Origin of the sequence: Streptomyces naganishii JCM 4654, assembly GCF_014650575.1 — a bacterium.
Taxonomy (GTDB): Bacteria; Actinomycetota; Actinomycetes; order Streptomycetales; family Streptomycetaceae; genus Streptomyces; species Streptomyces naganishii.
Genome location: NZ_BMVF01000012.1, coordinates 37,248 through 61,876, shown reverse-complemented (window position 1 = coordinate 61,876; position 24,629 = coordinate 37,248). Strand labels below are relative to the sequence as shown.

21 protein-coding genes are annotated in these 24,629 nt (G+C 74.2%); 6 read left to right on the top strand and 15 right to left on the bottom strand.

What is annotated here, in order from left to right; all coding sequences use genetic code 11:
• The first annotated feature begins 12 nt into the window (after window positions 1-12).
• Both IE217_RS21990 and IE217_RS21985 read left to right on the top strand, forming a co-directional pair.
• The gene (locus IE217_RS21990) at window positions 13-834 is read left to right on the top strand and encodes a helix-turn-helix transcriptional regulator (RefSeq protein ID WP_229865509.1); all 822 of its coding nucleotides are present in this window, start codon (window positions 13-15) and stop codon (window positions 832-834) included.
• Between the two features lie 57 nt (window positions 835-891).
• Window positions 892-1,254 carry a cytidine deaminase gene (locus IE217_RS21985; protein ID WP_190179633.1) on the top strand — a complete coding sequence of 121 codons (363 nt, stop codon included), beginning with the start codon at window positions 892-894 and terminating at the stop codon, window positions 1,252-1,254.
• A gap of 18 nt (window positions 1,255-1,272) precedes the next feature.
• Here IE217_RS21985 and IE217_RS21980 read toward each other — a convergent pair whose 3' ends face one another.
• A complete protein-coding gene (locus IE217_RS21980; RefSeq protein WP_189702730.1) occupies window positions 1,273-1,611 on the bottom strand; it encodes a P-II family nitrogen regulator in 339 nt (112 codons plus the stop codon).
• Window positions 1,608-2,933, bottom strand: coding sequence for an ammonium transporter (locus tag IE217_RS21975; protein ID WP_190179632.1), 1,326 nt, complete (start codon window positions 2,931-2,933; stop codon window positions 1,608-1,610). The genes IE217_RS21980 and IE217_RS21975 overlap by 4 nt, the downstream gene beginning before the upstream one ends.
• A 215-nt stretch (window positions 2,934-3,148) precedes the next feature.
• Between IE217_RS21975 and era the strand changes: the two genes are divergently transcribed.
• Window positions 3,149-4,102 carry a GTPase Era gene (era, locus tag IE217_RS21970; RefSeq protein ID WP_190179631.1) on the top strand — a complete coding sequence of 318 codons (954 nt, stop codon included), beginning with the start codon at window positions 3,149-3,151 and terminating at the stop codon, window positions 4,100-4,102.
• Between the two features lie 659 nt (window positions 4,103-4,761).
• On the opposite strand, the gene IE217_RS21965 is transcribed toward era, so the two are convergent.
• The 3 genes from IE217_RS21965 to IE217_RS21955 all read right to left on the bottom strand — a co-directional run bounded on the left by IE217_RS21965 (window position 4,762) and on the right by IE217_RS21955 (window position 9,730).
• On the bottom strand, window positions 4,762-6,873 hold the full coding sequence (locus IE217_RS21965; protein ID WP_229865486.1) for a glycoside hydrolase family 31 protein: 2,112 nt from the start codon (window positions 6,871-6,873) through the stop codon (window positions 4,762-4,764).
• A 158-nt stretch (window positions 6,874-7,031) separates the two neighbouring features.
• On the bottom strand, window positions 7,032-8,153 hold the full coding sequence (locus IE217_RS21960; RefSeq protein ID WP_229865507.1) for a carbohydrate kinase family protein: 1,122 nt from the start codon (window positions 8,151-8,153) through the stop codon (window positions 7,032-7,034).
• A gap of 287 nt (window positions 8,154-8,440) precedes the next feature.
• Window positions 8,441-9,730 carry a glucarate dehydratase family protein gene (locus IE217_RS21955; protein WP_190179629.1) on the bottom strand — a complete coding sequence of 430 codons (1,290 nt, stop codon included), beginning with the start codon at window positions 9,728-9,730 and terminating at the stop codon, window positions 8,441-8,443.
• 328 nt (window positions 9,731-10,058) lie between these two features.
• Between IE217_RS21955 and IE217_RS21950 the strand changes: the two genes are divergently transcribed.
• Window positions 10,059-11,309: an MFS transporter gene (locus tag IE217_RS21950; RefSeq protein WP_190179628.1), complete on the top strand. Its 1,251-nt coding sequence runs from the start codon at window positions 10,059-10,061 to the stop codon at window positions 11,307-11,309.
• 17 nt (window positions 11,310-11,326) lie between these two features.
• Here the strand turns inward: IE217_RS21950 and IE217_RS21945 are convergent, their stop codons facing one another.
• From IE217_RS21945 to hrcA, 10 genes are all read right to left on the bottom strand, one after another.
• Complete coding sequence (locus IE217_RS21945; RefSeq protein WP_190179627.1) at window positions 11,327-12,319, bottom strand: adenosine deaminase; 993 nt, start codon at window positions 12,317-12,319, stop codon at window positions 11,327-11,329.
• A gap of 20 nt (window positions 12,320-12,339) precedes the next feature.
• Window positions 12,340-13,245 carry a ribonuclease Z gene (locus tag IE217_RS21940; protein ID WP_190179626.1) on the bottom strand — a complete coding sequence of 302 codons (906 nt, stop codon included), beginning with the start codon at window positions 13,243-13,245 and terminating at the stop codon, window positions 12,340-12,342.
• Window positions 13,246-13,251: 6 nt separating this feature from the next.
• Window positions 13,252-13,605, bottom strand: coding sequence for a histidine triad nucleotide-binding protein (locus IE217_RS21935; RefSeq protein ID WP_190179625.1), 354 nt, complete (start codon window positions 13,603-13,605; stop codon window positions 13,252-13,254).
• Between the two features lie 68 nt (window positions 13,606-13,673).
• Entirely contained in the window at window positions 13,674-16,865 is a 3,192-nt protein-coding gene (locus IE217_RS21930; protein WP_190179764.1) for a S41 family peptidase, read from the bottom strand.
• A 194-nt stretch (window positions 16,866-17,059) separates the two neighbouring features.
• On the bottom strand, window positions 17,060-17,608 hold the full coding sequence (locus IE217_RS21925; RefSeq protein ID WP_190179624.1) for a hypothetical protein: 549 nt from the start codon (window positions 17,606-17,608) through the stop codon (window positions 17,060-17,062).
• 754 nt (window positions 17,609-18,362) lie between these two features.
• Complete coding sequence (locus tag IE217_RS21920) at window positions 18,363-18,755, bottom strand: VOC family protein (protein WP_190179623.1); 393 nt, start codon at window positions 18,753-18,755, stop codon at window positions 18,363-18,365.
• A gap of 31 nt (window positions 18,756-18,786) precedes the next feature.
• Window positions 18,787-19,527 carry a 16S rRNA (uracil(1498)-N(3))-methyltransferase gene (locus IE217_RS21915; protein ID WP_190179622.1) on the bottom strand — a complete coding sequence of 247 codons (741 nt, stop codon included), beginning with the start codon at window positions 19,525-19,527 and terminating at the stop codon, window positions 18,787-18,789.
• The gene (locus tag IE217_RS21910; RefSeq protein WP_190179621.1) at window positions 19,524-20,612 is read right to left on the bottom strand and encodes a nitronate monooxygenase; all 1,089 of its coding nucleotides are present in this window, start codon (window positions 20,610-20,612) and stop codon (window positions 19,524-19,526) included. The genes IE217_RS21915 and IE217_RS21910 overlap by 4 nt, the downstream gene beginning before the upstream one ends.
• 134 nt (window positions 20,613-20,746) lie before the next feature.
• Window positions 20,747-21,883 carry a molecular chaperone DnaJ gene (gene dnaJ, locus IE217_RS21905; RefSeq protein ID WP_190179620.1) on the bottom strand — a complete coding sequence of 379 codons (1,137 nt, stop codon included), beginning with the start codon at window positions 21,881-21,883 and terminating at the stop codon, window positions 20,747-20,749.
• The gene (gene hrcA, locus IE217_RS21900) at window positions 21,884-22,900 is read right to left on the bottom strand and encodes a heat-inducible transcriptional repressor HrcA (protein WP_190179619.1); all 1,017 of its coding nucleotides are present in this window, start codon (window positions 22,898-22,900) and stop codon (window positions 21,884-21,886) included.
• A gap of 146 nt (window positions 22,901-23,046) precedes the next feature.
• Between hrcA and IE217_RS21895 the strand changes: the two genes are divergently transcribed.
• Together IE217_RS21895 and IE217_RS21890 are read left to right on the top strand one after the other, a co-directional pair.
• Window positions 23,047-23,787, top strand: a complete 741-nt coding sequence (locus tag IE217_RS21895; protein ID WP_190179618.1) for an MBL fold metallo-hydrolase — start codon at window positions 23,047-23,049, stop codon at window positions 23,785-23,787.
• 32 nt (window positions 23,788-23,819) lie between these two features.
• Window positions 23,820-24,623, top strand: coding sequence for a DUF3097 domain-containing protein (locus IE217_RS21890; RefSeq protein ID WP_190179617.1), 804 nt, complete (start codon window positions 23,820-23,822; stop codon window positions 24,621-24,623).
• The last annotated feature ends 6 nt before the right edge of the window (window positions 24,624-24,629 follow it).

Here is a 24,629-nt window from a genome sequence, read left to right as displayed (position 1 = left end):
CGCGAGTTCCTGATGAGCCGCCGGGCCCGGGTGACACCGGCCGAGGCGGGGCTGCCCGACGGCGGGGCCCGGCGCCGCACTCCCGGGCTGCGGCGCGAGGAGGTGGCCGTGCTCGCCGGGGTCGGGGCGTCCTGGTACCAGTGGCTGGAGCAGGGCCGGGACATCTCCGTCTCCCCGCAGGTCCTCGACTCGGTGGCCCGGGTGCTGCGGCTCGGCGACGCCGAGCGCCGCCATCTGTACGTGCTCGCCGGACTGAACCCGCCCGCGCCCCGACTCACCCCTGAGCGGCAGGACATGAGCGAGGGGCTGCGGCGGCTGATCGACACCTGGATGCCGTATCCGGCGCACATCATGGACCTGTACTACAACTGCGTGATGTACAACGACGCGGCCGCGGTCGTGCTCGGCATGCGGCCCGGCACCACGCAGAACTGCCTCATCGACTTCTTCACCGACCCGCTGTACCGCTCCCGCAGCAAGAGCTGGGAGAGCAACGCCCGTTCGGTCGTGGCGCAGTTCCGGGCCGCGTCCTTCGCCCGCCCCGACGACGAGGGGTACCGGGCCGTGCTGGAGCAGGCGAGCGCGGCCAGTGAGGAGTTCAGGGCGCTGTGGGCGGAGCGGGACATCGAGGACGCGGGGCAGATCCGCAAGGAGCTGGACCATCCCCTGGTGGGGCTGCTGTGCGTGGAGGCCACCGCGATGAAGGTGCCGGCCCGGCCCGACCTGACGATCGTGCTGCACACCCCGCTGGAGGAGGCCGGCACCGCGGCCAAGCTGGAGTGGCTGGCCTCGCCGGAGGGACGGCGCGGGACGATGTACCCGGTGGCGGGCTGAGCGGGGCGGCGGCTCCTGCCGCGGGGGGGGCGGGGGCGGCTTTCGTATGCTCGGATCATGACCGACAGCAACGGGCTCGACCCCGAGGACCGCAAGATCGTCACCCTGGCCCGCTCGGTACGGGCCCGCAACAGCGTGCCCGAGGGCGCCGCCGTACGCGACGAGACGGGACGGACGTACGCCGCCGGGTCGGTGGACCTCGCCTCGCTGAAGCTGAGCGCCCTGCGGACGGCGGTGGCGATGGCGGTGGCCTCCGGTGCGACCTCGCTGGAGGCGGCGGCCGTGGTGAGCGAGGCGGAGGACATCGCGCCCGAGGACCGGGCGGCGGTCGCCGACCTGGGCGGCCCGCGGACCCCGGTGCTCCTGGCCGGCCCGGACGGCGCGGTCAGGCTGACCGGGCCGGCGGGGGCGGGGCAGTAGTTCCCGGAAGCCCCTGGCTCAGAGCGCGTCCGGGCCGCGTTCGCCGGTCCGGACGCGTACGACCGTCTCGACCGGCACCGCCCACACCTTGCCGTCGCCGATCTTGCCGGTGTGCGCGGCCTTGACCACCGCGTCGATGACCGCCTCGGCGTCGGAGTCCTCGACGACGACCTCGATACGGACCTTGGGCACGAGGTCGACCCGGTACTCCGCGCCCCGGTAGACCTCCGTGTGGCCGCGCTGACGGCCGTAGCCGCTCGCCTCGGTGACGGTCAGACCGTGCACGCCCATCTCCTGGAGCGCGGTCTTGACCTCGTCGAGGCGGTACGGCTTGACGATCGCGGTGATGAGCTTCATGCCTGCGACCTGACCTTCTGGGCGGAGGAGACGACGGGGGACGCGCCGGCCGGGGCGCCGTGCCCCAGGACCCCGTGATCGTAGGCGGTCTCGGCGTGCACCGTAAGGTCCAGCCCGGTGTGCTCCTGCTCCTCGCTCGCGCGCAGGCCCGTCACCCGGTCGAGGAGCCTGCCGAGGCCGTACGTCATGGAGAAGGCGTAGACCGCGACGGCGGCCACGGCCAGCAGCTGCCTGCCGAGCGGGGCGAGCCCGCCGCCGTAGAGGAGGCCCTCCGCGCCGCCGGTCATCGCGCGGACCGCGAACAGGCCGATGAGCAGGGTGCCGATGATCCCGCCCACGAGGTGGACGCCGACGACGTCGAGGGAGTCGTCGTAGTTCAGCTTGAACTTCCAGCTCACGGCGTACGAGCAGACGGCGCCGGCGGCGAGGCCGACGACGAGGGCGCCGATCAGCGAGACCGTGCCGCAGGACGGGGTGATCGCGACCAGGCCGGCCACCGCGCCGGAGGCGGCGCCCAGCGTGGTGGGGTGGCCGTCGCGCCGGTGCTCGACGAGGAGCCAGCCGAGCAGGCCGGTGCAGCCGGCCGCGAGGGTGTTGAGGAAGGCGGCCGCCGCCAGGCCGTCGGCGCCCATCGCGGAGCCGGCGTTGAAGCCGAACCAGCCGAACCAGAGCAGGCCGGCGCCGAGCATCACCATGGGCAGGTTGTGCGGGCGCATGGCGTCCTTCTTGAAGCCCAGCCGAGGGCCGAGGACCAGGCAGAGCGCGAGGCCGGAGGCGCCGGAGGTGATCTCCACGGGGAGGCCGCCGGCGAAGTCGAGGGCGCCCAGGCCGTGCGCGATCCAGCCGCCCGGGCCCCACACCCAGTGGGCGACCGGGACGTATACGAGCAGCGTCCACACGGGTACGAACACCAGCCACGCGCCGAACTTCGCGCGGTCCGCGATGGCGCCGCTGATCAGAGCGGCGGTGATGATCGCGAAGGTGAGCTGGAAGGTGGCGAACAGGGCGGTGGGCACGGTGCCGTGCAGGCTGCCCGGGCCGACGCCCGCCATGCCCGCGTGGTCCAGGCCGCCGATGAGGCCGTCGGCGACGTCGCCGCCGAAGGCGAGGGAGTAGCCGCACACCAGCCAGACGACGGTGACCAGGGCGATGGAGACGAAGCTCATCATCAGCATGTTGAGGACGCTCTTCGTGCGGACCATGCCGCCGTAGAAGAGGGCCAGGCCGGGGGTCATCAGCAGGACCAGCGCGGTGGCGGCGAGCAACCAGGCGGTGTCGCCGGTGTCGAGGTGGGGCTGGGGCGTGGACGCGGCCAGGGTCACGGTCTCTCCAACGGTCCGGGGGCTCGTCAGAGGGTCACCGCCGCGCGTTTCCGGTCGCGTACGGCTGTGTTTCGGTGACGTTTCGTGTTGCGCGGGGGTTTCCGGGAGCTCACGGTGGCCCGGATCGGGCGGATCGGGGAGTGCGGGGCGGCTCGGGAAGGCTCGTGACGGCTCGGGGTGCGGCGGAGGTTCGTGGATCAGGGACAATGAACGCCATGAGCGTTCGCACCCAGACATCCGAGCAGTCGGCCGAGGCCGTTCACCGCGCCGGCTTCGCCTGCTTCGTGGGCCGCCCCAACGCGGGCAAGTCCACCCTCACGAACGCTCTGGTCGGGCAGAAGGTGGCGATCACGTCCAACCGGCCGCAGACGACCCGGCACACCGTACGGGGCATCGTGCACCGGCCCGACGCGCAGCTGATCCTCGTGGACACGCCGGGGCTGCACAAGCCGCGCACGCTGCTGGGCGAGCGGCTGAACGACGTGGTGCGCGCCACGTGGGCCGAGGTCGACGTGATCGGCTTCTGCCTGCCGGCCGACCAGAAGATCGGTCCGGGCGACCGCTTCATCGCCAAGGAGCTGGCGGGGATCAAGAAGACGCCGAAGGTCGCCGTCGTCACCAAGACGGACCTGGTGGACTCCAAGGCGCTGGCCGAGCAGCTGATCGCGGTGGACCGGCTGGGTGAGGAGCTGGGGATCACCTGGGCGGAGATCGTGCCGGTGTCGGCCACCGCGGGCAAGCAGGTGGATCTGCTGGCGGATCTGCTGATCCCGCTGCTGCCGGAGGGGCCGGCGCTGTATCCCGAGGGGGATCTGACCGACGAGCCCGAGCAGGTGATGGTGGCGGAGCTGATCCGGGAGGCCGCGCTGGAGGGGGTGCGGGACGAGTTGCCGCACTCCATCGCCGTGGTCGTGGAGGAGATGCTGCCCCGGGAGGACCGGCCGGCCGACAAGCCGCTGCTCGACATCCACGCGAACGTGTTCATCGAGCGGCCCAGCCAGAAGGGGATCGTGATCGGGCCCAAGGGCAAGCGGCTCAAGGAGGTCGGGATCAAGTCGCGGCGGCAGATCGAGGCGTTGCTCGGAACACCGGTGTTCCTGGATCTTCATGTGAAGGTGGCCAAGGATTGGCAGCGGGATCCCAAGCAGTTGCGGCGGCTGGGGTTCTGAGGGGGGCTTTCCCACCCACCCGCCCGTCTCGGTGGGCCGAGAGCCCCCGCCCCGGGGCTCCGCCCCGGACCCCGTCACCCTCGGCTCGGTGAACCAAGAAGCCCCGCCCTGGGGCTCCGCCCGGACCCCGTCTCCCACGGCTCGGTGGGCTGAGAAGCCCCGTCCTGGGGCTCCGCCCCAGACCCCGTCTCCCACCCACCCACCTGACTCGGTGGGCTGAGAAGCCCCCGTCCCGGGGCTCCGCCCCGCACCCCGGCGGGGACTCCGCCCCCTGCGCCCCCATGGGGGACTTTCCCTGCGGCCCGGTGGGGGCTCCGCCTCCCGCGCTCCCACGGGGGCGCTCCCCCCTCTCCCCCTGTGGCTTCGCGGGGCCCCAGATGGGCCGACGGAGCGGGGGGCTGCCCCGCTGGGGACTCTGGCGGGGGCGGCGGGGCCCGCCGCCCGGCGCAGGCCCCGCCGCCCGGCGCAGGCCCCGCCGCCCGGCGCAGGCCCCGCCGCCCGGCGCAGGCCCCGCCGCCCGGCGGGGGCCCTGCGGCCTCGCCGGGCAGCCCCTTGCGGCCTCGCGGGGCCCCGCCCGGCGCAGGCCCTGCGGACCGGCGGACCCCCTGCGGCCTCGCGGGGCTTCGCCGCCTGCGCTGCATGGCTCCCTGGGGGGCCGTTCAGCGGAAGGCCTTCAGGGCCTTTTCCGTTTCCTTGGTGCCCAGTTTCACGAAGGTCGGGGTCGTGTTCAGAGGGGTCGGGTAGGCGAGGATTGTCCGGTTGCCCGGGACCGTGCGGTGGTGGGTCACGTCGTACCAGCGGCCCGGGGGGAGGTGGACCGGGCGGGTGGGGGCGCTGGTCAGTTGGGGGGCCGCCAGGACGGTGGGGCCGAGCATCCACTCGTCGGTGATCGTGTAGGCCGCCTTGTCCTGCGGGAAGTCGAAGAAGAGGGGGCGCATGATCGGGTCGCCGGTCTTCAGGGTGTGCTGGACCTGGTCCCAGATGTAGGGGGCGAGGCGGGCATGGCGGCCGATGGCCTCGCGGTAGAGGGCGGTCGTCTCGGCGTCGTACACCACCTTCCGGCCCGTGGTGACGTCGACGGTGCTCACCGGTGAGGTCGAGGAGTACATCAGCGGCATCAGGGCGGCCGACTGCGCCCAGCGGACCAGTACCTCCTTGGTGGGCGCCGGGCGGCCGCTGGAGCCGCCGATCATGTCGGTGGTGACGAAGGGGTAGCCGATCGTGGAGATGGCGAGATTCTGGGTGACCGACGCCCGCAGGGAGTCGAAGCCGGTGCCCTTGTCCACCTGCCGGGTGACGAAGCCCGCCCGGTGGGCGGCGCCGCTCCAGTGGACGCGGATGCCGACGCCCTGGAGGTCGTACTGGTCGGCGAGCTGGGCGCCGAGCCGCTGGTAGTCGGTGGGCTGGTAGCCCTCGTGCGGCGCGCACCGCTCGTCGAAGAAGCGGGTGTCGAACTTGAGCCCGTCGACGCCGTAGGTGTCCATCAGGGACTTGAGGCGGCCCTCGTACCAGGCCTTCGCGTCCGGGTTGCCGAGGTCGACGATGCCGGCCGTGCCGTTCCACCAGGTGACCTTGCAGGGGACCGCGGGGTCGGCCGCGTCGGCGAGCAGGTAGCCGTGGTCGGCTGCGTACCGGTACTGGTCGGAGTCGAGGTTGATCCACAGGGTGACCCAGAGGCCGAAGTCGAAGCCGAGGTCGTGGATCTTGCGGGACATCGCCTTGGGGTCGGGGTAGGCCTTCGGGTCGAAGGTCATGTTCCCGTAGTCGGACTCCCACTTGTCGTCGAGCTGGAGGGCGTGCCCGGTGACGCCGTGGTCGTGCAGGTCCTGGGCGTAGCCGAGGAGTTTGGCCTGGTCGACGTGGGTGTAGAACTGCGCCCAGGAGTTCCACACCGGCTCGGCGTACTGGCGGTAGGTGGCGTCGCTCTTGGCCGGTCTGCCGACCGTGCCCACGTAGTCGCGGTAGACGTCCAGGGGCGTCGACTCGACGTAGACCGTGGCCCGGTAGGGGTCGGCCGACTCGATGTCGAAGCGGCCGAGGCCGTCCTTGCCCTGGTTGATCGCCACGTCCATGACGTGCCCGGTGCCCACGCGCAGTCCGGTGGCCGTGGAGGTGTACCAGAAGGGGTCGATCATGTAGTACGACGCCGGTCCGAAGGCCGGGTGGACGACCTGCCCGCTGTCCAGGGGCCAGGGCTGGTCGGTGCCGGGGCCGCCGTTCGGCGTCTGGGCCTCTCCGTGGCCGTACCAGTGGCCGGCCGACTTCAAGTCGTAGGCCAGGCCGAGGCGTTCGGGGGTGACTCCGGTGACCTGCCAGTCGAGCTGGTAGCGGTCGGCGGCGGGGGTCAGGCGGGCCCGGACCGTGGCGCCGGGCGCGGTGGTGGCGGCGGTGACGGTCAGCACGCCCTTCTTCCAGCTCCAGCCGGTGACTTGGGTGGCGTGCTGCCAGGCGCCGGCCGTGCGGAAGCGGAGGGCGCCGGTGTCCGGGGCGGCGGTGGAGAGGACTGTCGCGCCGGAGCGGGTGGTGCGCAGGGAGAGTTGGGCCTTCGTCAGGTGCACCTCGTAGCCGGGGGCGTTGCGGCTTCGCGGGACCTTGACGGTGAGTTCGGTGGCGGAGTGACTCAATTGCGGTGCGGCGGTGGCCGGTCTCGGCCGCGTCCGGGCGTCCTGCGCCTGCGCGTTCTGCGGCGGGGCGAGGGCGACGGCGGGAAGGGCGAGAGCCGCGGCGAGGACGGCCAGGAGCACTCTGGGGCTGCGTGATGGTCTGCGCACGGCGCATGTCCTTCGACAGAGGGAGTCTGGAGGGCTTGCAAAATCGTGCTCGGTTCCGCCGATAATTGAGCAGCGAACGTCACCTGCTGTCAATGGCGGCCGGGCTCAACCGCCTATGCGGAGCGCCCCGTTGCCCGTCGGCCGCGGATACCGCCCGCTCACGCCGACCTGCCGAAGCCGATGGTCGGCACGGCCCTGCGGCGCGGCCACGGCTCGACGCACTCCTTCGGCACCAGGTGCTGGAGGAACGCGTACCGCCGCAGCGCCGCCGGGTCCTGCCCGGGCACCGACTGGACCCGGCGCCACCAGGCGGCGACCTCCGACCAGCCGGGCGCGGACAGCGAGCCGCCGAACTCCTGCACGGACAGGGCCGCGGTGAGCCCGGCGAAGGCGAGCCGGTCGGCCAGCGGCCAGCCGGCCAGGGTGCCGGTGACGAAGCCGGCCACGAAGACGTCGCCCGCGCCCGTGGGGTCCAGGGCCTCCACCGCGATGGCGGGCACCTCGGCGCTCTCCCCCGTGCGCCGGTCGACCGCGTAGGCGCCCTCCGCGCCGAGGGTGACCACCGCGCAGGGCACGTGCCGGGTGAGCGCGTGGGCGGCGGTGCGCGGGCAGTCGGTGCCGGTGTAGCGCATCGCCTCCTCGGCGTTGGGCAGGAACGCCTCGCAGTACTCCAGGTCGGCGAGGCCGGCCAGGTCCCAGGCGCCGGTCTCGTCCCAGCCGACGTCGCCGAAGACGCGCGTGCCCTTGCGCGCGGCGTCCGCGATCCAGGGCGCGCGCCGGCCGGGGGTGAGGGAGGCGACGGCGGCGCGGGCGCGGGGCGGGCGGCCGGGGCCGACCTCCTGCACGAGCGCGTCCTCGGGGGGCGGCTCGTGCCCGTGGGAGACCATGGTGCGCTCGCCCTCGTACGCCATGGAGACGGTGACCGGGGAGTGCCAGCCGGGGACCACCCGGGAAGGGGTGAGGTCGATGCCCTCGCCCTGCTCCAGCGCGTCCCAGCAGTACTCGCCGTAGTGGTCGTCGCCGAAGGCCGCCGCGAGGGAGGTGCGCAGGCCGAGGCGGGCCAGCGCGGTCGCCATGTTGGCCACGCCGCCCGGGCTGGAGCCCATGCCGCGCGCCCAGGACTCGGTGCCGCGCACCGGGGCGGAGTCGAGACCGGTGAAGACGATGTCGAGGAAGACGGTGCCCGTGAGGTAGACGTCCCAGGGCGGGTCGCCGTCCGTGCGCAGCGCGGCCAGCGGGTCGACCTGGGGATGCGTCGGGGCGTGCGGCGCCCCGACGATGTACTCGCGGTCGTGCGGGTACGCGCCGTCGGCGGGAGGCCGCCGCCGCTCGTGGGACTGCCGCCGGTCGTGGGCCTGCGGCCGGTCGTGGGCCTGCCGCTGCTCGCGGTACTGCGGGTACTCCCGGTCCTGCGGGGGTTCCGGTCCTTCTCCGGCGGGGGTGCTGGACGCGGTCACGGTGCGCTCCCTGGCATGGTGCGGATCAGGCCAGTGTGCACCAGAGCGGCGGCGGGACGTCGGCCGTCACGCCGGGCGCGCGCCGGAAGAACGCCCGTGCCGTGGGCCGGCTACCAGCGGGGCATCGTGGGCGTCACCCAGTCCGGTTCGGCGACGCGCATCGCGGCGGCGTCGTCGCGGTCCCGCAGCGCGCCGTCGTCCTCGGTCCAGCGGCGGTGCAGCCGGGCCAGTTCGTCCCGGTCGAGTTCCACTCCGAGTCCGGGCGCGTCGGACACGGCGATCCGGCCGCCGGTGAAGGTGAGGCGCTCGGCGAGGACGTCCTCCGACTGCCAGGGGTAGTGGCTGTCGCAGGCGTGGTCGAGGTCCGCCACGGTCGCCGCCACGTGGGTCATCGCGGCCAGGCTGATGCCGAGGTGGGTGTTGGAGTGCATGGACACCCCGACGCCGAAGGCGTGGCAGATCGCGGCCAGTCGCTGGGTGTTGCGCAGCCCGCCCCAGTAGTGGTGGTCGGAGAGGACGACCTGGACGGCGCCCCTGGTGAAGGCCTCCTCGATCTCGGCGAAGGTCGTCACGCACATGTTGGTCGCCAGCGGCACGTCGGTGCGGGCGGCCACCTCGGCCATGGCGGGCGTGCCGAGGGCGGGGTCCTCCAGGTACTCGAGGAGGCCGCCGAGTTCGGCCGCCACGCGCAGCGAGGTCTCCACCGACCAGGCGCCGTTGGGGTCCAGGCGCAGCGGGTGTCCGGGGAAGGCGTCGGCCAGGGCCCGTACGGCGGCGATCTCCTGCTCGGGCGGGAAGACGCCGCCCTTGAGCTTGAACGAGGTGAACCCGTGCCGCTCCTTGAACCTCCGGGCCTGCTCGACGACCCCGGCGGGGTCCAGGGCGGCGCCCCAGTCGTCCTTCTCGCCGGCCACGCCCTTGGGGTGGCCGGCCCATTTGTAGAAGAGGTAGGCGCTGTACTCGACGCTGTCGCGCACCTTGCCGCCGAGCAGGGCGTGCACGGGCAGCCCGAGCGCCTTGCCGAGGGCGTCCAGGCAGGCGACCTCGAAGGCGGACAGGACGGACAGGCGCAGCTTGTCGGCGCTCAGGACGCCGCGCAGCCCGCCGACGTCGACGGAGCTGTCGACCCGGGCGGGGTCCACGGCGATGTCGAGCCCGAACAGGGCGTTCACATCCGTGATCTGACGGCCGGTCAGCCGGTCGGCGAGCGGACGGGCCAGTTCCAGGTACTTGGTGTCGCCGTAGGTCTCGCCGAGCCCGGTGACCCCGTCGGCCGTGACGACCTCCACGATCAGGCGGGGGGTGTAGGGCTGGTGGACGCCCTGGGTGTTCAGCAGCGGCGGATCGGCGACCAGGATCGGCGTCAGACGCACCTCGGTGACGGTGAGGTCGCGGGTCACAGGGCGGCTCCTAGCGCGGTCGGGATCGTCGCCATCCACGTATGAGAACAGAGATTAGATAGGCGAACCGCAGCCGTCAATGGGCGGACGACGGGAGGGGCCGTCCCGAGGGGCGGCGGACGGCATGAACCGCGGGCGAAAAGGCGGTCGTCTACCCGGACTTCCGGGACCCAAACAGAAAGTGATCCACATCACACCCGTTCAGTTCCCTGAGCAGACTCGGTGCTTGATACAAATTGCCCGCGCGCTCCCGTCCGTCGACGGTCCGGCGCCCCTCCCTCCCCCGCGCTCCTTGGAGCCGCTCCCTCCGCATGCCCCGGGAACGCCCGTGTCCGCCCCCCGCTCCCTGCCCCTCGTCGCCCTGTTCACGGCCGGGTACCTCGCCCCGTATCTGCTGCCGACCGTCGTCGGACGGCTCGATGCCGGGCTGCCGCTGTCGGCCACGCAGGCCGGCGCGGTCGGCAGCGCTCTGCTGCTGAGTTCGGCGGCCGCCGGGTTCCTGCTGGCCTCGAAGGCCGAGCGGATCGGCGCCCGCGCCCTCGCCCGCGCCGGACTCGCCCTGGCCGTCCTCGGTTACGGCGGTGCCGCGCTGTCCGGGGCGGTGCCCCTGGTCGTCGCCGGGCTGGTCGCCGGCGGCTTCGGGTCCGGTACGGCCACCACGGTCGCCGCCACCGGGATCGCCGCCCGGCCCGACCCGCACCGCACCACCACGCTCGGCCTGCTCGGCGTCTCGGCACTCGCCGGCGCCGTCTACCTGACGGTGCCGCACCTCGGTCCCGGCCACGGGCAGCCCCTGGCCGCGATCGCGCTGACCGCGCTCGCCGTGTGGCCGCTCACCGCGCGCCTCCCCCGCCGTACCGCCGTGCGCGCCCCGGGCGGGCGGGCGACCGGGCTGCCCCACCGCCGTCCTGGGACGGTGCTGGCCGCCGCCATGTTCTGCTGGTCGCTCGCCCAGAACTCGCTGTGGGGCGTCAGCGGCCGGATCGGGCTCGCGCAGGCGCACCTGGGCGAGGCCACCGTGGGCGCGGTGTTCGCCGTGGCGCTCGGCACCGCGCTGCTCGGCGTGATCGGCGCGAGCGCGCTCGGACCGCGCCTGGGCCGGGCCCTGCCGATCGGCGCGGGCACCGCGCTGATCGCCGGCTGCATCGCGCTCAGCGCGTCCGCGAACGGCCTGGCCTCCTTCGCGACCGGCGAGATCTCCTGGAACACGGTCTACCCGGTCGTCCTGTCGTACGTCATCGGGCTGGCCGCCGCCCTCGATCCGCGCGGCCGCTGGGCGGTGCTCGTCGGCTCGGCCTCCTCGCTGGGCACGGCGGCCGGCCCGCTGGCCGGCAGCCTGCTCGCCGCGCGGACCGGCTTCCCGGTCATGGGCCTCGTCCTGGCCCCGGGCCTGCTGGTGGTCGCGCTGCCGATGACCGCCGTCGCCCTGCACACCGGCGGCCGCCGGCTGCTGCCGGGGGTGGTCCGCCGCCGCGGTGGCACACCGGTCGTGGAGATCCCGGTGGACGGCGCCGCCGAACCGGCCCGGCGGGCCTACGGCACGGCGGGCCCCCACCGGACGGGCGCCACGGGCCTCTGAGGCGAGGCCGGGGCCTGCTAGGGGAACTCGTACGCCTCCACCTCGGCGAGGTACCGCTGCCGCAGCTCCTCGTCGTCCTCCAGGAAGGAGGCGAGGAAGGAGTTGCGGGCCAGCTCGCGCAGCCGCTCCTCGGACAGGCCCAGGGTGGTGCGCACGGCGTCGAAGTTGTCGCCGGCGTAACCGCCGAAGTAGGCGGGGTCGTCGGAGTTGACCGTGCACATCAGGCCCGCGTCGAGCATGGCGGGCAGCGGGTGGGCGGCGAGGGTGTCGACCGTGCGGAGCCGCACGTTGGACAGCGGGCACAGGGTCAGCGGGACGCGCTCGCGCACGAGGCGTTCGACCAGCGCGGGGTCCTCCACGCAGCGCAGGCCGTGGTCCACGCGCTCCACGCCGAGCACGTCCAGGGCCTGCCCGATGTACTCCGGCGGGCCCTCCTCGCCGGCGTGCGCGACGCGCCGCAGCCCGAGCGCGGCGGCCGCCTCGTACACCTCGCGGAACTTCACCGGCGGGTGCCCGACCTCGGCGGAGTCCAGGCCGACGCCGACGATCCGGCCGAGGTGGGGCCGCGCGTCCTCAAGGGTGCGCATCGCCGACTCGGCGGACCGGTCGCGCAGGAAGCACATGATGAGCCGGGTGGAGACGCCGTGGTTCTCCACGCTGCGGCCGAGCGAGCGCCACAGCCCCTCGACGACCGTGCCCATCTCCACGCCCCGCGAGGTGTGGGCCTGCGGGTCGAAGAAGATCTCCGCGTGCCGCACGCCCTGCGCGGCGGCCCGGGCGAGGTAGGCGTTCGCGAGGTCCTCGAAGTCGCGCTCAGTGCGCAGCACCGCCATGAGCTCGTAGTAGAGGTCCAGGAAGGACTGCAGGTCCTGGAACCGGTAGGCCTCGCGGAGTTCGTCCGTGTCCGCGTAGGGAAGCTTCACGCCGTTGCGCGCGGCGAGTTCGAAGGCGAGCTCGGGCTCGAGCGTGCCTTCGACGTGGAGGTGCAGTTCGGCTTTGGGCAGGGGCATCAGAGCATCGTACGGCCTGGTCACCGGCGTTTCGGAACAGGCACCCGGACGAGGTCGTGCGCCACGGTCAGCTCGCCCTCGAAGCCGGCGGCCCGCGCCTGCCGCTCGAACTCGGCGGGGTCGGTGTAGCGCTGGCTGAAGTGGGTGAGGACCAGGTGCCGCACGCCCGCCTCGCGCGCGGCCGCGGCCGCCTGGCCGGCCGTCAGGTGGCCGTGCTCGACGGCGAGCCGCTCGTCCTCGTCGAGGAAGGTGGACTCGATGACGAGCATGTCGCAGCCCTCGGCGAGCGCGTGCACGCCGTCGCACAGCCGGGTGTCCATCACGAACGCGAACCGCTGCCCGCGCCGCGCCTCGCTCACGTCGTCCAGGCTCACCCCGCCGAGCCGGCCCTCGCGCTGGATGCGGCCCACGTCCGGGCCCTTGATGCCGTGGGCGGCGAGCCGGGCGGGCAGCATGCGGCGCCCGTCGGGCTCGGTGAGCCGGTAGCCGTAGGACTCGACGGGGTGGGAGAGCAGGCGTGCCTCGAGGGTGTACGCGGGCGTCTTCGCCAGGACCCCGTCGGTGTGGACGGGGGCCTCGGTCAGCTCGACCGTCTCGCGGTAGGCGGTGGCGTGGCGCAGACGGTCGAAGTAGCGCTTGCCGGAGCGCGGGTAGTGCGCGGTGACCTCGTGCGGCACCTGGTCGAGGTTGATGCGCTGGATCACCCCGGCCAGGCCCAGGCTGTGGTCGCCGTGGAAGTGGGTGACGCAGATCCGGTTCAGGTCGTGCGCGGCGACCCCCGCGCGCAGCATCTGCCGCTGGGTGCCCTCGCCGGGGTCGAACAGGATGCCCTCGCCGTCCCAGCGCAGCAGGTAGCCGTTGTGGTTGCGGTGCCGGGTCGGAACCTGGCTGGCCGTGCCGAGGACGACCAGTTCACGTACGGACACGGCGGGCTAGCCGGGGGGCCACTGCAGGCCGCGGCCGCCGAGGACGTGCGCGTGGGCGTGCCAGACGGTCTGGCCGGCGCCGCTGCCGGTGTTGAAGACGGTGCGGTAGCTCTCCAGCTTCTCGTCGTCGGCGACGGCCTTGGTCTCGCGCAGTACGTCCGCGGCCAGTTCCGGGGCGCCGGCGGCGAGGGCGGCGGCGTCCCGGTAGTGCGCCTTGGGGATCACCAGGACGTGGGTGGGCGCCTGGGGGTTGATGTCCCGGAAGGCCACGGTGGTGTCGGTCTCCCGGACGACCGTCGCCGGTACCTGTCCTGCGACGATCTTGCAGAACAGGCAGTCGTCCTGGGGTTCTCCTGCCATGCGGTGCCTCCTGGGTCGATCGAGTACGTGGGCATGCTATCGGGGGTGGGGGCGGCGGCCCGAGGACGTCAGGACAGCGGGGGCGGAGTCTTCGCGGGCGCCGCCTCCAGGGCCGCGAGCGCGATGCGGATCGCCTCGTCGAGTTGCGGGTCGCGGCCGGCCGCGTGGTCCTGGGGGCGCTGGACGACCTCGACGTCCGGGTCCACGCCGTGGTTCTCCACGCCCCACTCGTAACCCTCCAGCCAGAAGGCGTACTTCGGCTGGGTGATGAGCGTGCCGTCGACCAGGTGGTAGCGGCTGTCGATGCCGATGACGCCGCCCCAGGTGCGGGTGCCGACCACCGGGCCGAGGCCGAGCGCCCTGATCGCCGCGTTGACGATGTCGCCGTCGGAGCCGGAGAACTCGTTGGCGACGGCGACCACGGGGCCGCGGGGCGCGTCCTGCGGGTAGCTGTAGGGCCGCATGCCGCGGGGCACGGCCCAGCCGACGATCCTGCGGGCCAGCTTCTCCACGACGAGCTGGGAGGTGTGGCCGCCGCGGTTCTCGCGCACGTCGACGACCAGGCCCTCGCGGGCCACCTCGACGCGCAGGTCGCGGTGGATCTGCGCCCAGCCGGGCGCCTGCATGTCGGGCACGTGCAGATAGCCGAGCCGGCCGCCGGAGCGCTCGTGGACGTGGGCGCGGCGGCCGGCGACCCAGGCGTGGTAGCGCAGCGGCTCCTCGTCGGCGACGGGCACGACGACGGCGTGCCGCGGGTCGCCGCCGCCCGCCGGGGAGACGGTCAGCTCCACCGGCCTGCCCGCCGTGCCGACCAGCAGCGGGCCGGGCCCGGTGACCGGGTCGACGGGCCGCCCGCCGACGGCGACGATCGCGTCCCCGGCGCGCACCGCGACGCCGGGCGCGGCGAGCGGGCTGCGCGCGTCGGGGTCGGAGGTCTCCGAGGGCAGGACGCGGTCGACGCGCCAGCTGCCGTCCTCGTGGCGGGAGAGGTCCGCGCCGAGCAGGCCCTGCCGGGGGCCGTGGCCGTGGCCGTGGCCGCCGGGCGGCACGACGTAGGCGTGCGAGGTGCCGAGTTCGCCGTGCACCTCCCACAGCAGGTCCACGAGGTCGTCGTGGGTGGCCAGGCGCCGCAGGACGGGACGGTAGCGGTCGAGGACGCCGTCCCAGTCGACGCCGCTCATGTCGGCCCGCCAGAACTGGTCCCGCATGATGCGGCCCGTCTCCTCGTACATCTGCCGCCACTCGGCGGCCGGGTCGACCCTCTGGCGGACGCGGCCGAGGTCGACGGTGATGTTGGAGTCGCTGTCCTCGTCGCCGGAGGCCCGCCGGTCGCTGGGTACGACCTTGAGCTTGCCGTCGGTCCACAGCAGGACCCGCTTGCCGTCCCCGCTGACCTCGAAGTGGTCGGCGTCGGCGGCGAGGTGCTCGACGCGCTGATGGGCGAGGTCGTAGCGCTCCAGCTCGGTCTTGGGGTCCGGGTCGTCGGGCGTGGCGCGGCCCGCGCCGAGGACGCCGGTGACGGGGTGTCTGAGCCAGAGCACGCCGTCGCGGGCGGCGCGCAGGTTGGAGTAGCGGGCGGCCTCCACCGGGAAGGGGACGATGCGTTCGGCGAGGCCCTCCAGGTCGACGCGGGTGGCCGGGGTGCCCTCGCTGTCGGGGGTCTCCTCCTTGTCGGACGCCTCGAAGGGGCGGCCGTGCCGCTGCGGCCCGAACGGCGAGGGCGTGGTCGCGGCGAGGGTGATCAGGTAGGGGCGGGATCCCTCGACGAAGGCCAGGTCGAAGACGTGCTCGTCGTAGACCGGGTCGAAGGAGCGGTGGGAGAGGAAGGCGAGGTGCTTGCCGTCCAGCGTGAAGGCGGGGGCGTAGTCCTGGAAGCGCAGCGGGGTGGCCTCGGTGACCGACAGGTCGGTGGTGCTGGCGAGGCGGAGCTGGCTGAGCGGGCGCGGGCCGGGGTGGGACCAGGCGAGCCAGGCGGAGTCGGGCGAGAAGGCGAGGTCGCCGACGTCGCCGTCCTCGCTGCGGTCGACCTCGCGCACCTCGCCGGTCTCGCGCTCGACGAGCAGCAGCCGCCCGTCGTGCGAGGCGACGGCGGCGCGGCTGCCGTCGGGCGCCATGGCCAGTTCGAGGACCCGGCCGAGCTGTCCGGCGGCGAGCCGGCGCGGGGTGGCGCCGGGGGCGAGGCCGGTGGCGGGCGCGAACTCCAGGGCGTCCTCGCCCTCGGCGTCCGTCACCCACACCACCCACTCCTCGCCCTCGGCGCGGAAGGTGCGCGGCAGCCGGGTGCGTACGCCGGGTTCGGCGGCCAGCGCGCGGGCGGGGCCGGAGCGGTGGGTGACCCAGTGGACGGCGCCGCGCACGGCGACGGCGCTGCCGCGCGCGGTGTGGTCGGGGGCGGCGGAGCCGAACCAGTGGGCGGCGCTGACCGGGTGGGGCTGGAGGTCGACGCGGGGGCCGCCGAGGCGGATGTCGAGCAGGCGCGGTTCGGCGCCGTCGAGGTCGTCCAGGAGCCGGAGTTCACCGGCGCTGGAGTAGACGACGCGGGTGCCGTCGGTGCTCGCGTGCCGCGCGTAGAAGCCGTCGAGCGGGGTGTGGCGGCGCAGGTCGGAGCCGTCGGCGAGGGAGGAGTAGAGGGCGCCGGTGCCCTCGTGGTCGGAGAGGAAGGCGATGCGGTCGCCCACCCACAGCGGGTACTCGATGTTGCCGTCCAGGTCCTCGTGGAGCCTGGTGAACTCGCCGTCCCCGTCGCGGTCGATCCACAACTTGCCGGCCGTGCCGCCCCGGTAGCGCTTCCAGTGGGCGGCCTCGCGGCCCATCGGCGCGGACAGCAGCACGGTGTGCGGGCCGTGGGCGATGTCGGCGACCGGCCCGTGGGGCAGGACGGCGGCGGGTCCGCCGTCCAGGGGAACAGCGCGGGCCCAGGTGCGGCGCAGGCTCGCCTGGCCCTCGGTGCTGATCGCGAGGACCTCGCCGTCCGGGGTCCAGCCGCGCACCTGGGTGCGCCAACTCCCCCAGTACGTCAGCCGTTTGGCGGGGCCGCCGGCGAGCGGGGCGATGTGCACCTCGGGAGCGCCGTCGCGGGTGGAGGTCCAGGCGAGGGTGGTGCCGTCGGGCGAGATACGGGGGTGGTTGACGGGCACGTTGTCGGCGCTGACCCGCCAGGCCCTGCCGCCGTCCAGCGGGGCGAGCCACACGTCGTCCTCCGCGGTGAAGGCGACGAACTCGCCGTGCGGGTGCGGATAGCGGAGATACGCGGGCGGCACGGGCGGCTGAGGCGATGCGGACTGAGTCACCTGATCACCCTACGCAGCGGCACCGTCCGCGGACAGGGGCCGGGATCACGTCGAGCCGGAGCACGCCCGCGGCGGGGCCGCACCGGGCACCGCCGGGATCTCACCGGGCCCCCGCCGAGGCCGCACCGAGCACCCTCGGGATCTCACCAGGCCCCGTGGAGGCCTCACTTGCCCTCGACCGGCCAGCAGGTCGGGTCGCCCTTGCACCAGATGGTCCGCGTGACGGTCACGGTGACGGTCGGCCCGGGCTGCCCGTGGGTGGGCGGCTGGTACGTCGGCCCCGTGGTCGCGTTGCAGTCGCCGAGGCCGTCGACGTGGAACCACACCTTGCCGCCCACCTTGGCGGTCAGGTCCCCGCGCACGCAGGCGCCGTCCACGGCCCGGGTGACCTTGCCGGTGACGGTGATCCTCCGTCCGTCCTTGGTCTGGCCCTGGCAGTCCACGGAGGCGACGGTGGTCTCGGACGCCGAGGGCGTGGACTTGCCCGGTGTGTAGGCCTTGCCGCCGCCGTAGTCGGCCGTGCAGCTGAGCCAGCTCACGGAGGCGTGCCGCCGGTTCAGCTCGGCGGTCGCGGTCCTGTCGGTCGTGTACGCCACCGCGGCGGAGCTCAGCCCGCCGGGATCGCACGCGACGGCCCCGCCCGCGGCGACCGCCACGAGCCCCGCCACAGCCACCACCCGCCGCCCACGCGGCACCCACCTCAAAACCCCCATACCCGGCAGCCTCCCACCCCCGCGCCCCGAGCGAAAGAGCACATACGGCCACACGCGCGGGCGCGAGCGGGTCCGGCCCGCCGCGGCCCGCGATTGCCGCACATACGGCCGCCTCCCGCACGCAAGTCCGGCGCGCGCGGGGGCAGATGATCCCGCCCGAACGCCCAGCCCTCGGCACCCGGTACGGCGCCCCACACGCAGACGCGCCCCCGCCCGATCCGGCAGGCCGGCGCGGGCGCGTGCGCCGCACACAGCCGCCGCACCCCACGCACAACCCGGCGGCCCCGCACGCGACTCCGGGTGGCCCGGCGCGGACTCATCGGACCCCGCCTACGGCCACACGCGCGGGCGCGAGCGGGTCCGGCCCGCCGCGCCCCGCGACTACGGCCGCCTCCCGCACGCAAGTCCGGCGCGCGCGGGGGCAGATGATCCCGCCCGAACGCCCAGCCCTCGGCACCCGGTACGGCGCCCCACACGCGGACGCGCCCCGCCCGACCCCGCAGGGCAGGCGCGGGCGCGTGCGCCGCACACAGCCGCCGCACCCCACGCACAACCCAGCGGCCCCGCACGCGAGTCCGGCGGCCCCGCACGGACTCAGCGGACCCGGTGCGGTCCCGCCGACGCGTGCGTCGCGCGCGGCCGGCGTCGCCCGCGCGCGACCGGGCGGGCCCGCGCGGCCCGGCGGGTTGTGTGCGGCCCGGCGGCCCCGCGCGGCCCGCCGGTTCTGCGCGCGTGGCCGGGGCCGGGTGGCGGGTCAGGTGCGGAGGAGGAGCCATTCCTGGAGTTCCACCACGTTGCCCTCCGGGTCCTTGAGGTGGGCGACTCTCATGCGGTCGGTCATGGGGGCCGGGCCGTGGAGGAGGGTGGCGCCGCGGGACGTTATCTCGGCGCAGTAGGCGTCGAGGTCGTCCACGCGCAGCACGACCAGCGAGCGGTGCCCGGTGACCGTGCCGCCCAGTTCGCCCAGCACCCCGGCCATCATGGCGCGGTCCTGGAGGGCGATCCCCGCCGAGCCGGTGGCCGGGCTGAACTTCTCGTACGGTCCCCCCGCCGCCCCCGACTGCGGCTTGAGGCCGAGGACGTCGGCGTAGAAGCGGTAGCAGGCGGCGAAGTCCGTGACGAGCAGCCGGACTTGGGCGAGTTCCATGGTCGTCCCCCGGTGGTTCGGGACCGGCCGGTCAGGACCAGCGGCCGGTGCGCCCGAGGAGCAGCGCGGCCGCCGCCGTCCCGGCGGTCGATGTACGCAGCACCGTACGCCCGAGAACGCACACCCTCGCCCCCGCCCCCTGGAACAGCGCCAGCTCCTCCGGGGAGATCCCGCCCTCGGGGCCGACCACGAGCACGATCTCGCCCTCGGCGGGGAGCTGGGCGGTGGCCAGGGGCTCCTCGCCGCTCTCGTGCAGTACGGCGGCGAAGTCGGCCCCGGCGAGAAGCGCGGCGACCTCCTTGGTGCCGGCGGCGTCCGCGACCTCCGGGAAGCGCACCCGGCGCGACTGCTTGCCGGCCTCGCGGGCGGCGGCCCGCCACTTGCCGAGCGACTTCAGACCCCGCTCGCCCTTCCACTGCGTGACGCAGCGGGACGCGGTCCACGGCACGATCGCGTCGACGCCGACCTCGGTCATGGTCTCGACGGCCAGCTCCCCGCGGTCGCCCTTGGGCAGCGCCTGCACGACGGTGATGCGGGGCGACTCGGCCGGCTCCTCCACGACGGACTCCAGACCGGTGACGATCAGGCGGTCCTTGCCCTCGGCGGCCTTGACCACGCCCTCGGCCCAGCGGCCGCGCCCGTCGGTGAGGACCACGTCCTCGCCGGGCCGAAGCCGCTTCACCGAGACGGCGTGCCGCCCCTCGGGGCCGTCGAGCACGAACTCCGGCCCGACGCGGTCGAGTCGGTCGACGACGAACACCGGTGCGGTCATCGCGGGTCACCTCCGAAGGCGGAGCGGGCGGACAACGCTGTCGCGGCCGCGCCGAGTTCGGCGACGAGCACCTCCACCAGCTGCCCGGCGGGCAGCGCGCGGGCCATCCGGTGGCCCTGCCCGGCCCACAGCGCCATGCCCTGCGGGTCACCGGCCTTGGCCGCCGCACGGCGCAGCGGCGCGGTGAGGTGGTGGACCTCCGGGTAGGCGGCGGGGGCGTAGGGCCCGTGCTCGCGCAGGAAGCGGTTGACCAGGCCGCGCGCCTGCCGCCCGGAGAACGCGCGGGTCAGCTCCGTGTGCGTGAACAGCGGGTCGGTCAGGGCCTGTTTGTGCAGGGCGTGCGCCCCGGACTCGGGGGTGGCGAGGAACGCCGTGCCCAGCTGGGCGGCCGAGGCCCCGGCGGCGAGCACGGCGGCGATCTGGCCGCCCCGCATGATGCCTCCGGCGGCGACGACCGGCACGCCCGTGGCCTCGCGGACCTGGGCGACGAGGGAGAGGACGCCGATGCCGGCGCCGTCGTGCGCGACCGCGTTGCGGTGGGAGCCCTGGTGGCCGCCGGCCTCCACGCCCTGGGCGATCACCGCGTCGGCGCCCGAGCGCTCCACCGCGAGGGCCTCCTCCACGGTGGTCGCGGTGACCAGGACGAAGGTGCCGGCCCGGTGCAGGGAGTCGACGACCTCGCGCGCGGGGACGCCGAAGTGGAAGGAGACCGCCGGCACGGGGTCGTCGAGGAGGACGGCGAGCTTGGCGTCATAGCCGTCGTCCCGGCCGTGCTCACGGTCGCCGAGTTCGGTGTCGTACCAGGTGGCCTCACCGGCGAGCTGCTGGGCGTAGAGGTCGACGGCGCCGGACTCGGCGTTCTCGGGCTGGGGCACGAACACGTTCACGCCGAAGGGGCGGCCGGTCAGTCCGCGCAGCTGCTTGATCTCCTGGTACATCCCGTCGGCGGTCTTGTAGCCGGCGGCGAGGAAACCGAGCCCGCCGGCGTCGGACACCGCGGCGGCGAGCTGCGGCCCCGAAGGGCCGCCCGCCATCGGCGCCTGCACGATCGGGTGCGGGAAGAGATCGGTCAGTGCGGAGGACATGACCGCATGGTTTCACGTCTCCCGCACGGCGCCGAACCGCCCCGGCCTCCGGCGCGCGCCGGAGGCGGCCACGGAACCCGCGGCCGCCTCCGCGGACCGGTCCGCGCGCCCGGGCGCCTCACCGGCGCCCCGCCTCAGCGGCCGTTGAACGCGTCCTTGAGCCGCGAGAACAGACCCTGCTGGCCCGGCTGGAACTGGCCCTGCGGCCGCTCCTCGCCGCGCAGCTTGGACAGCTCGCGCAGCAGCCGCTCCTGCTCGGGGTCGAGCTTGGTCGGGGTCTGCACCTCGACGTGGACGACGAGGTCGCCGCGCCCGCCGCCGCGCAGGTGGGTGACGCCCCGGCCGTGCAGCGGGATCGACTGGCCGGACTGCGTGCCCGGGCGGATGTCGACCTCCTCCATGCCGTCCAGGGTCTCCAGCGGCACCTTGGTGCCGAGGGCCGCCGCGGTCATCGGGAGCGTGACCGTGCAGTGCAGGTCGTCCCCGCGCCGCTGGAACGTCGAGTGCGGCAGCTCGTGGATCTCCACGTACAGATCGCCGGCCGGGCCGCCGCCGGGTCCGACCTCGCCCTCGCCGGCGAGCTGGATGCGCGTGCCGTTGTCGACGCCGGCCGGGATCTTCACCGTCAGGGTGCGGCGGGCGCGGATGCGGCCGTCGCCCGCGCACTCCGGGCACGGGGTGGGCACCACGGTGCCGAAGCCCTGGCACTGCGGGCACGGGCGCGAGGTCATGACCTGGCCCAGGAAGGACCGGGTGACCTGCGAGACCTCACCGCGGCCGCGGCACATGTCGCAGGTCTGCGCGCTGGTGCCGGGCGCGGCGCCCTCGCCGTTGCAGGTGTTGCAGACGACGGCCGTGTCGACCTGGATGTCCTTGGTCGTGCCGAAGGCCGCCTCGTCCAGCTCGACCTCGAGCCGGATCATCGCGTCCTGGCCGCGGCGGGTGCGCGAGCGCGGCCCGCGCTGCGACGCCGTGCCGAAGAACGCGTCCATGATGTCGGAGAAGTTGCCGAAGGACCCCGCCCCGAACCCGCCCGCTCCGGCGCCGCCGGACTGCGAGAGCGGGTCGCCGCCGAGGTCGTAGACCTGCTTCTTCTGCGGGTCCGACAGCACCTCGTAGGCGGCGTTGATCTCCTTGAACCGCTCCTGGGTCTTCGGATCGGGGTTGACGTCCGGGTGCAGCTCGCGCGCGAGCCGGCGGAACGCCTTCTTGATCTCATCCTGCGACGCGTCGCGGCGCACGCCGAGAACGGCGTAGTAGTCCGTGGCCACTTACGACTCCGCCAGGATCTGTCCGACGTACCGTGCCACTGCGCGTACCGCTCCCATCGTTCCCGGGTAGTCCATGCGGGTCGGTCCGACCACGCCGAGCTTGGCGACTGCCTCGCCGCCCGAACCGTAGCCCACCGACACGATGGACGTGGAGTTGAGTCCTTCGTGGGCGTTCTCGTGACCGATACGCACGGTCATGCCCGGATCCTGCGTCTCACCGAGCAGCTTCAGCAGCACGACCTGCTCCTCCAGCGCCTCGAGGACGGGGCGGATGGTGAGGGGGAAGTCGTGGCCGAAGCGGGTGAGGTTGGCGGTGCCGCCGATCATCAGCCGCTCCTCGTTCTCCTCGACGAGGGTCTCCAGGAGCGTGGACAGCACCGTGGCGACCGTACCGCGGTCCTCGGGGTCGAAGCCGTCGGGCAGGTCCTCCACCAGTTGCGGCACGTCCGCGAAGCGGCGGCCGGCGACCCGGCTGTTCAGCCGCGCGCGCAGGTCCGCCAGCGACGTCTCCCCGAAGGGCGCCGGACAGTCGACCATCCGCTGCTCGACCCGGCCGGTGTCCGTGATCAGCACCAGCATCACGCGCGCGGGCGCGAGCGACAGCAGCTCCACGTGCCGCACGGTGGAACGGGTCAGCGAGGGGTACTGCACCACGGCGACCTGCCGGGTCAGCTGCGCCAGCAGCCGCACCGTGCGGGCCACCACGTCGTCGAGGTCGACGGCGCCGTCGAGGAAGTTCTGGATGGCTCGCCGCTCGGGCGCGGTCATCGGCTTGACCCCGGCCAGCTTGTCGACGAAGAGGCGGTACCCCTTGTCGGTGGGGATGCGGCCGGCGCTGGTGTGCGGCTGGGCGATGTAGCCCTCGTCCTCCAGGGCCGCCATGTCGTTGCGCACGGTGGCCGGTGAGACGCCGAGGCTGTGCCGCTCGGTGAGGGCCTTGGAGCCCACCGGCTCCTCGGTGCCGACGTAGTCCTGGACGATGGCGCGCAGCACCTGAAGCCGTCGCTCGCTGAGCATCGCGCGCACCTCCAGAGTCGTCCTCGGTCTCCGCCTGGCACTCGGCGCATTCGAGTGCCAGCTTTCCCCGGCCCAGTGTACGGCCGTCGGGTACACCCCGGGCAAGGCCGGTCACGCCACGGTCCGGTCACCGTTAGCGTCTTCGCATGACGGTGACTTGGGAAGAGCTGGGCTGGGAGCCGCTGGCGGACGGGGTGGGCCGGGTCCGGCTCCCGGTGTGGGACTGCACCGCGGGGCTGGTCCTCGGGGCGGACCGCGCGCTGCTCGTGGACGCCGGCTCGAGCCTCGCGGAGGGCGCGCGGTTGCGCGCTGGGGTGCGGGCGCTCGCCGGTGACCGTGTGACGCTTCTCGCGCTGACCCACCCGCACTTCGACCACGTCTTCGGGGCGGTCGGGTTCCCGGACGCCGAGGTGTTCGCCGCCGAGGGAGCGCGTGCCGCGTTCGGCGACGCCCACGCGCGGGAGGAGCTGCGCGCGGATGCCGTGCGCAACGGGCTGGACGCGGAGGCGGCCGGCGAGGCCGCACGCGCGCTGGTGCGGCCCGGCCACGAGGTACGCGACCGGCTCACCCTGGATCTCGGTGGCGGCCGCGAGGCGCTCCTCGCGGACGTGGGGCCCGGCCACACCGCGCACGACCTGGCCGTGGCGGTGCCGGGGCTCGCGGGCGGGCCGGCCGTGGTCTTCTGCGGCGACCTGGTCGAGGAGTCCGGCGAGCCCCAGGCCGGCCCCGACGCCGTGCCGGGGGCGTGGCCCGCCGCGCTGGACCGGCTGCTGGAGCTGGGCGGCGAGGACGCGCTGTACGTGCCCGGTCACGGAGCGGTGGTGGACGCGGGGTTCGTGCGCGCCCAGCGCGATGCCCTGGCCGACCGCTTCGGCGTGTCGCGCTGATCGCGTACGGCCTTCTCCATATCGTCACTCGAATGCGGCAGTACTCACCCGACCTGACCCCTCCGTGGAAGAAGCCGAAAGCCGTGCCCGAGGTCGCGGCGGAGCCGGGCCTGGTCGTCGAGGAGCCCGGCACCGGGTTCTGCGGAGCGGTGATCCGCTGCGAGGCGGGCACGGTGACCCTGGAGGACCGCTTCGGCAAGCACCGGGTGTTCCCGCTCCAGGCCGGCGGCTTCCTGCTGGAGGGCAGGACGGTCACGCTGGTGCGGCCCGCCTCGGGCCCGGCCCGCCCCACCCGTACCGCGTCCGGGTCGGTCGCCGTCCCCGGCGCACGCGCGCGCGTGGCCCGCGCCGGGCGCATCTACGTGGAGGGCCGGCACGACGCCGAGCTGGTGGAGAAGGTCTGGGGCGACGACCTGCGCGTCGAGGGCGTGGTCGTGGAGTACCTGGAGGGAGTGGACGACCTGCCGTCCATCGTGGCCGAGTTCGCGCCCGGCCCGGACGCGCGCCTCGGCGTCCTGGTGGACCACCTGGTGCCGGGCACCAAGGAATGGCGCATCGCCCAGTCGGTCACCAGTGAGCACGCCCTGGTGGTGGGCCACCCGTACGTCGACGTGTGGGAGGCCGTGAAGCCCGCCTCGCTCGGCATCGCCTCCTGGCCCCGGGTGCCGCACGGCCAGGACTGGAAGAAGGGCGTCTGCCGTGCCCTGGGCTGGCCGGACAACACGGGCGCGGCCTGGCAGCGGATCCTCTCCCGCGTGCGGTCGTACAAGGACCTGGAGCCGGAGCTGCTGAGGTGTGTGGAGGAGCTGATCGACTTCGTGACGGCACCGGCGTAGGGCGGG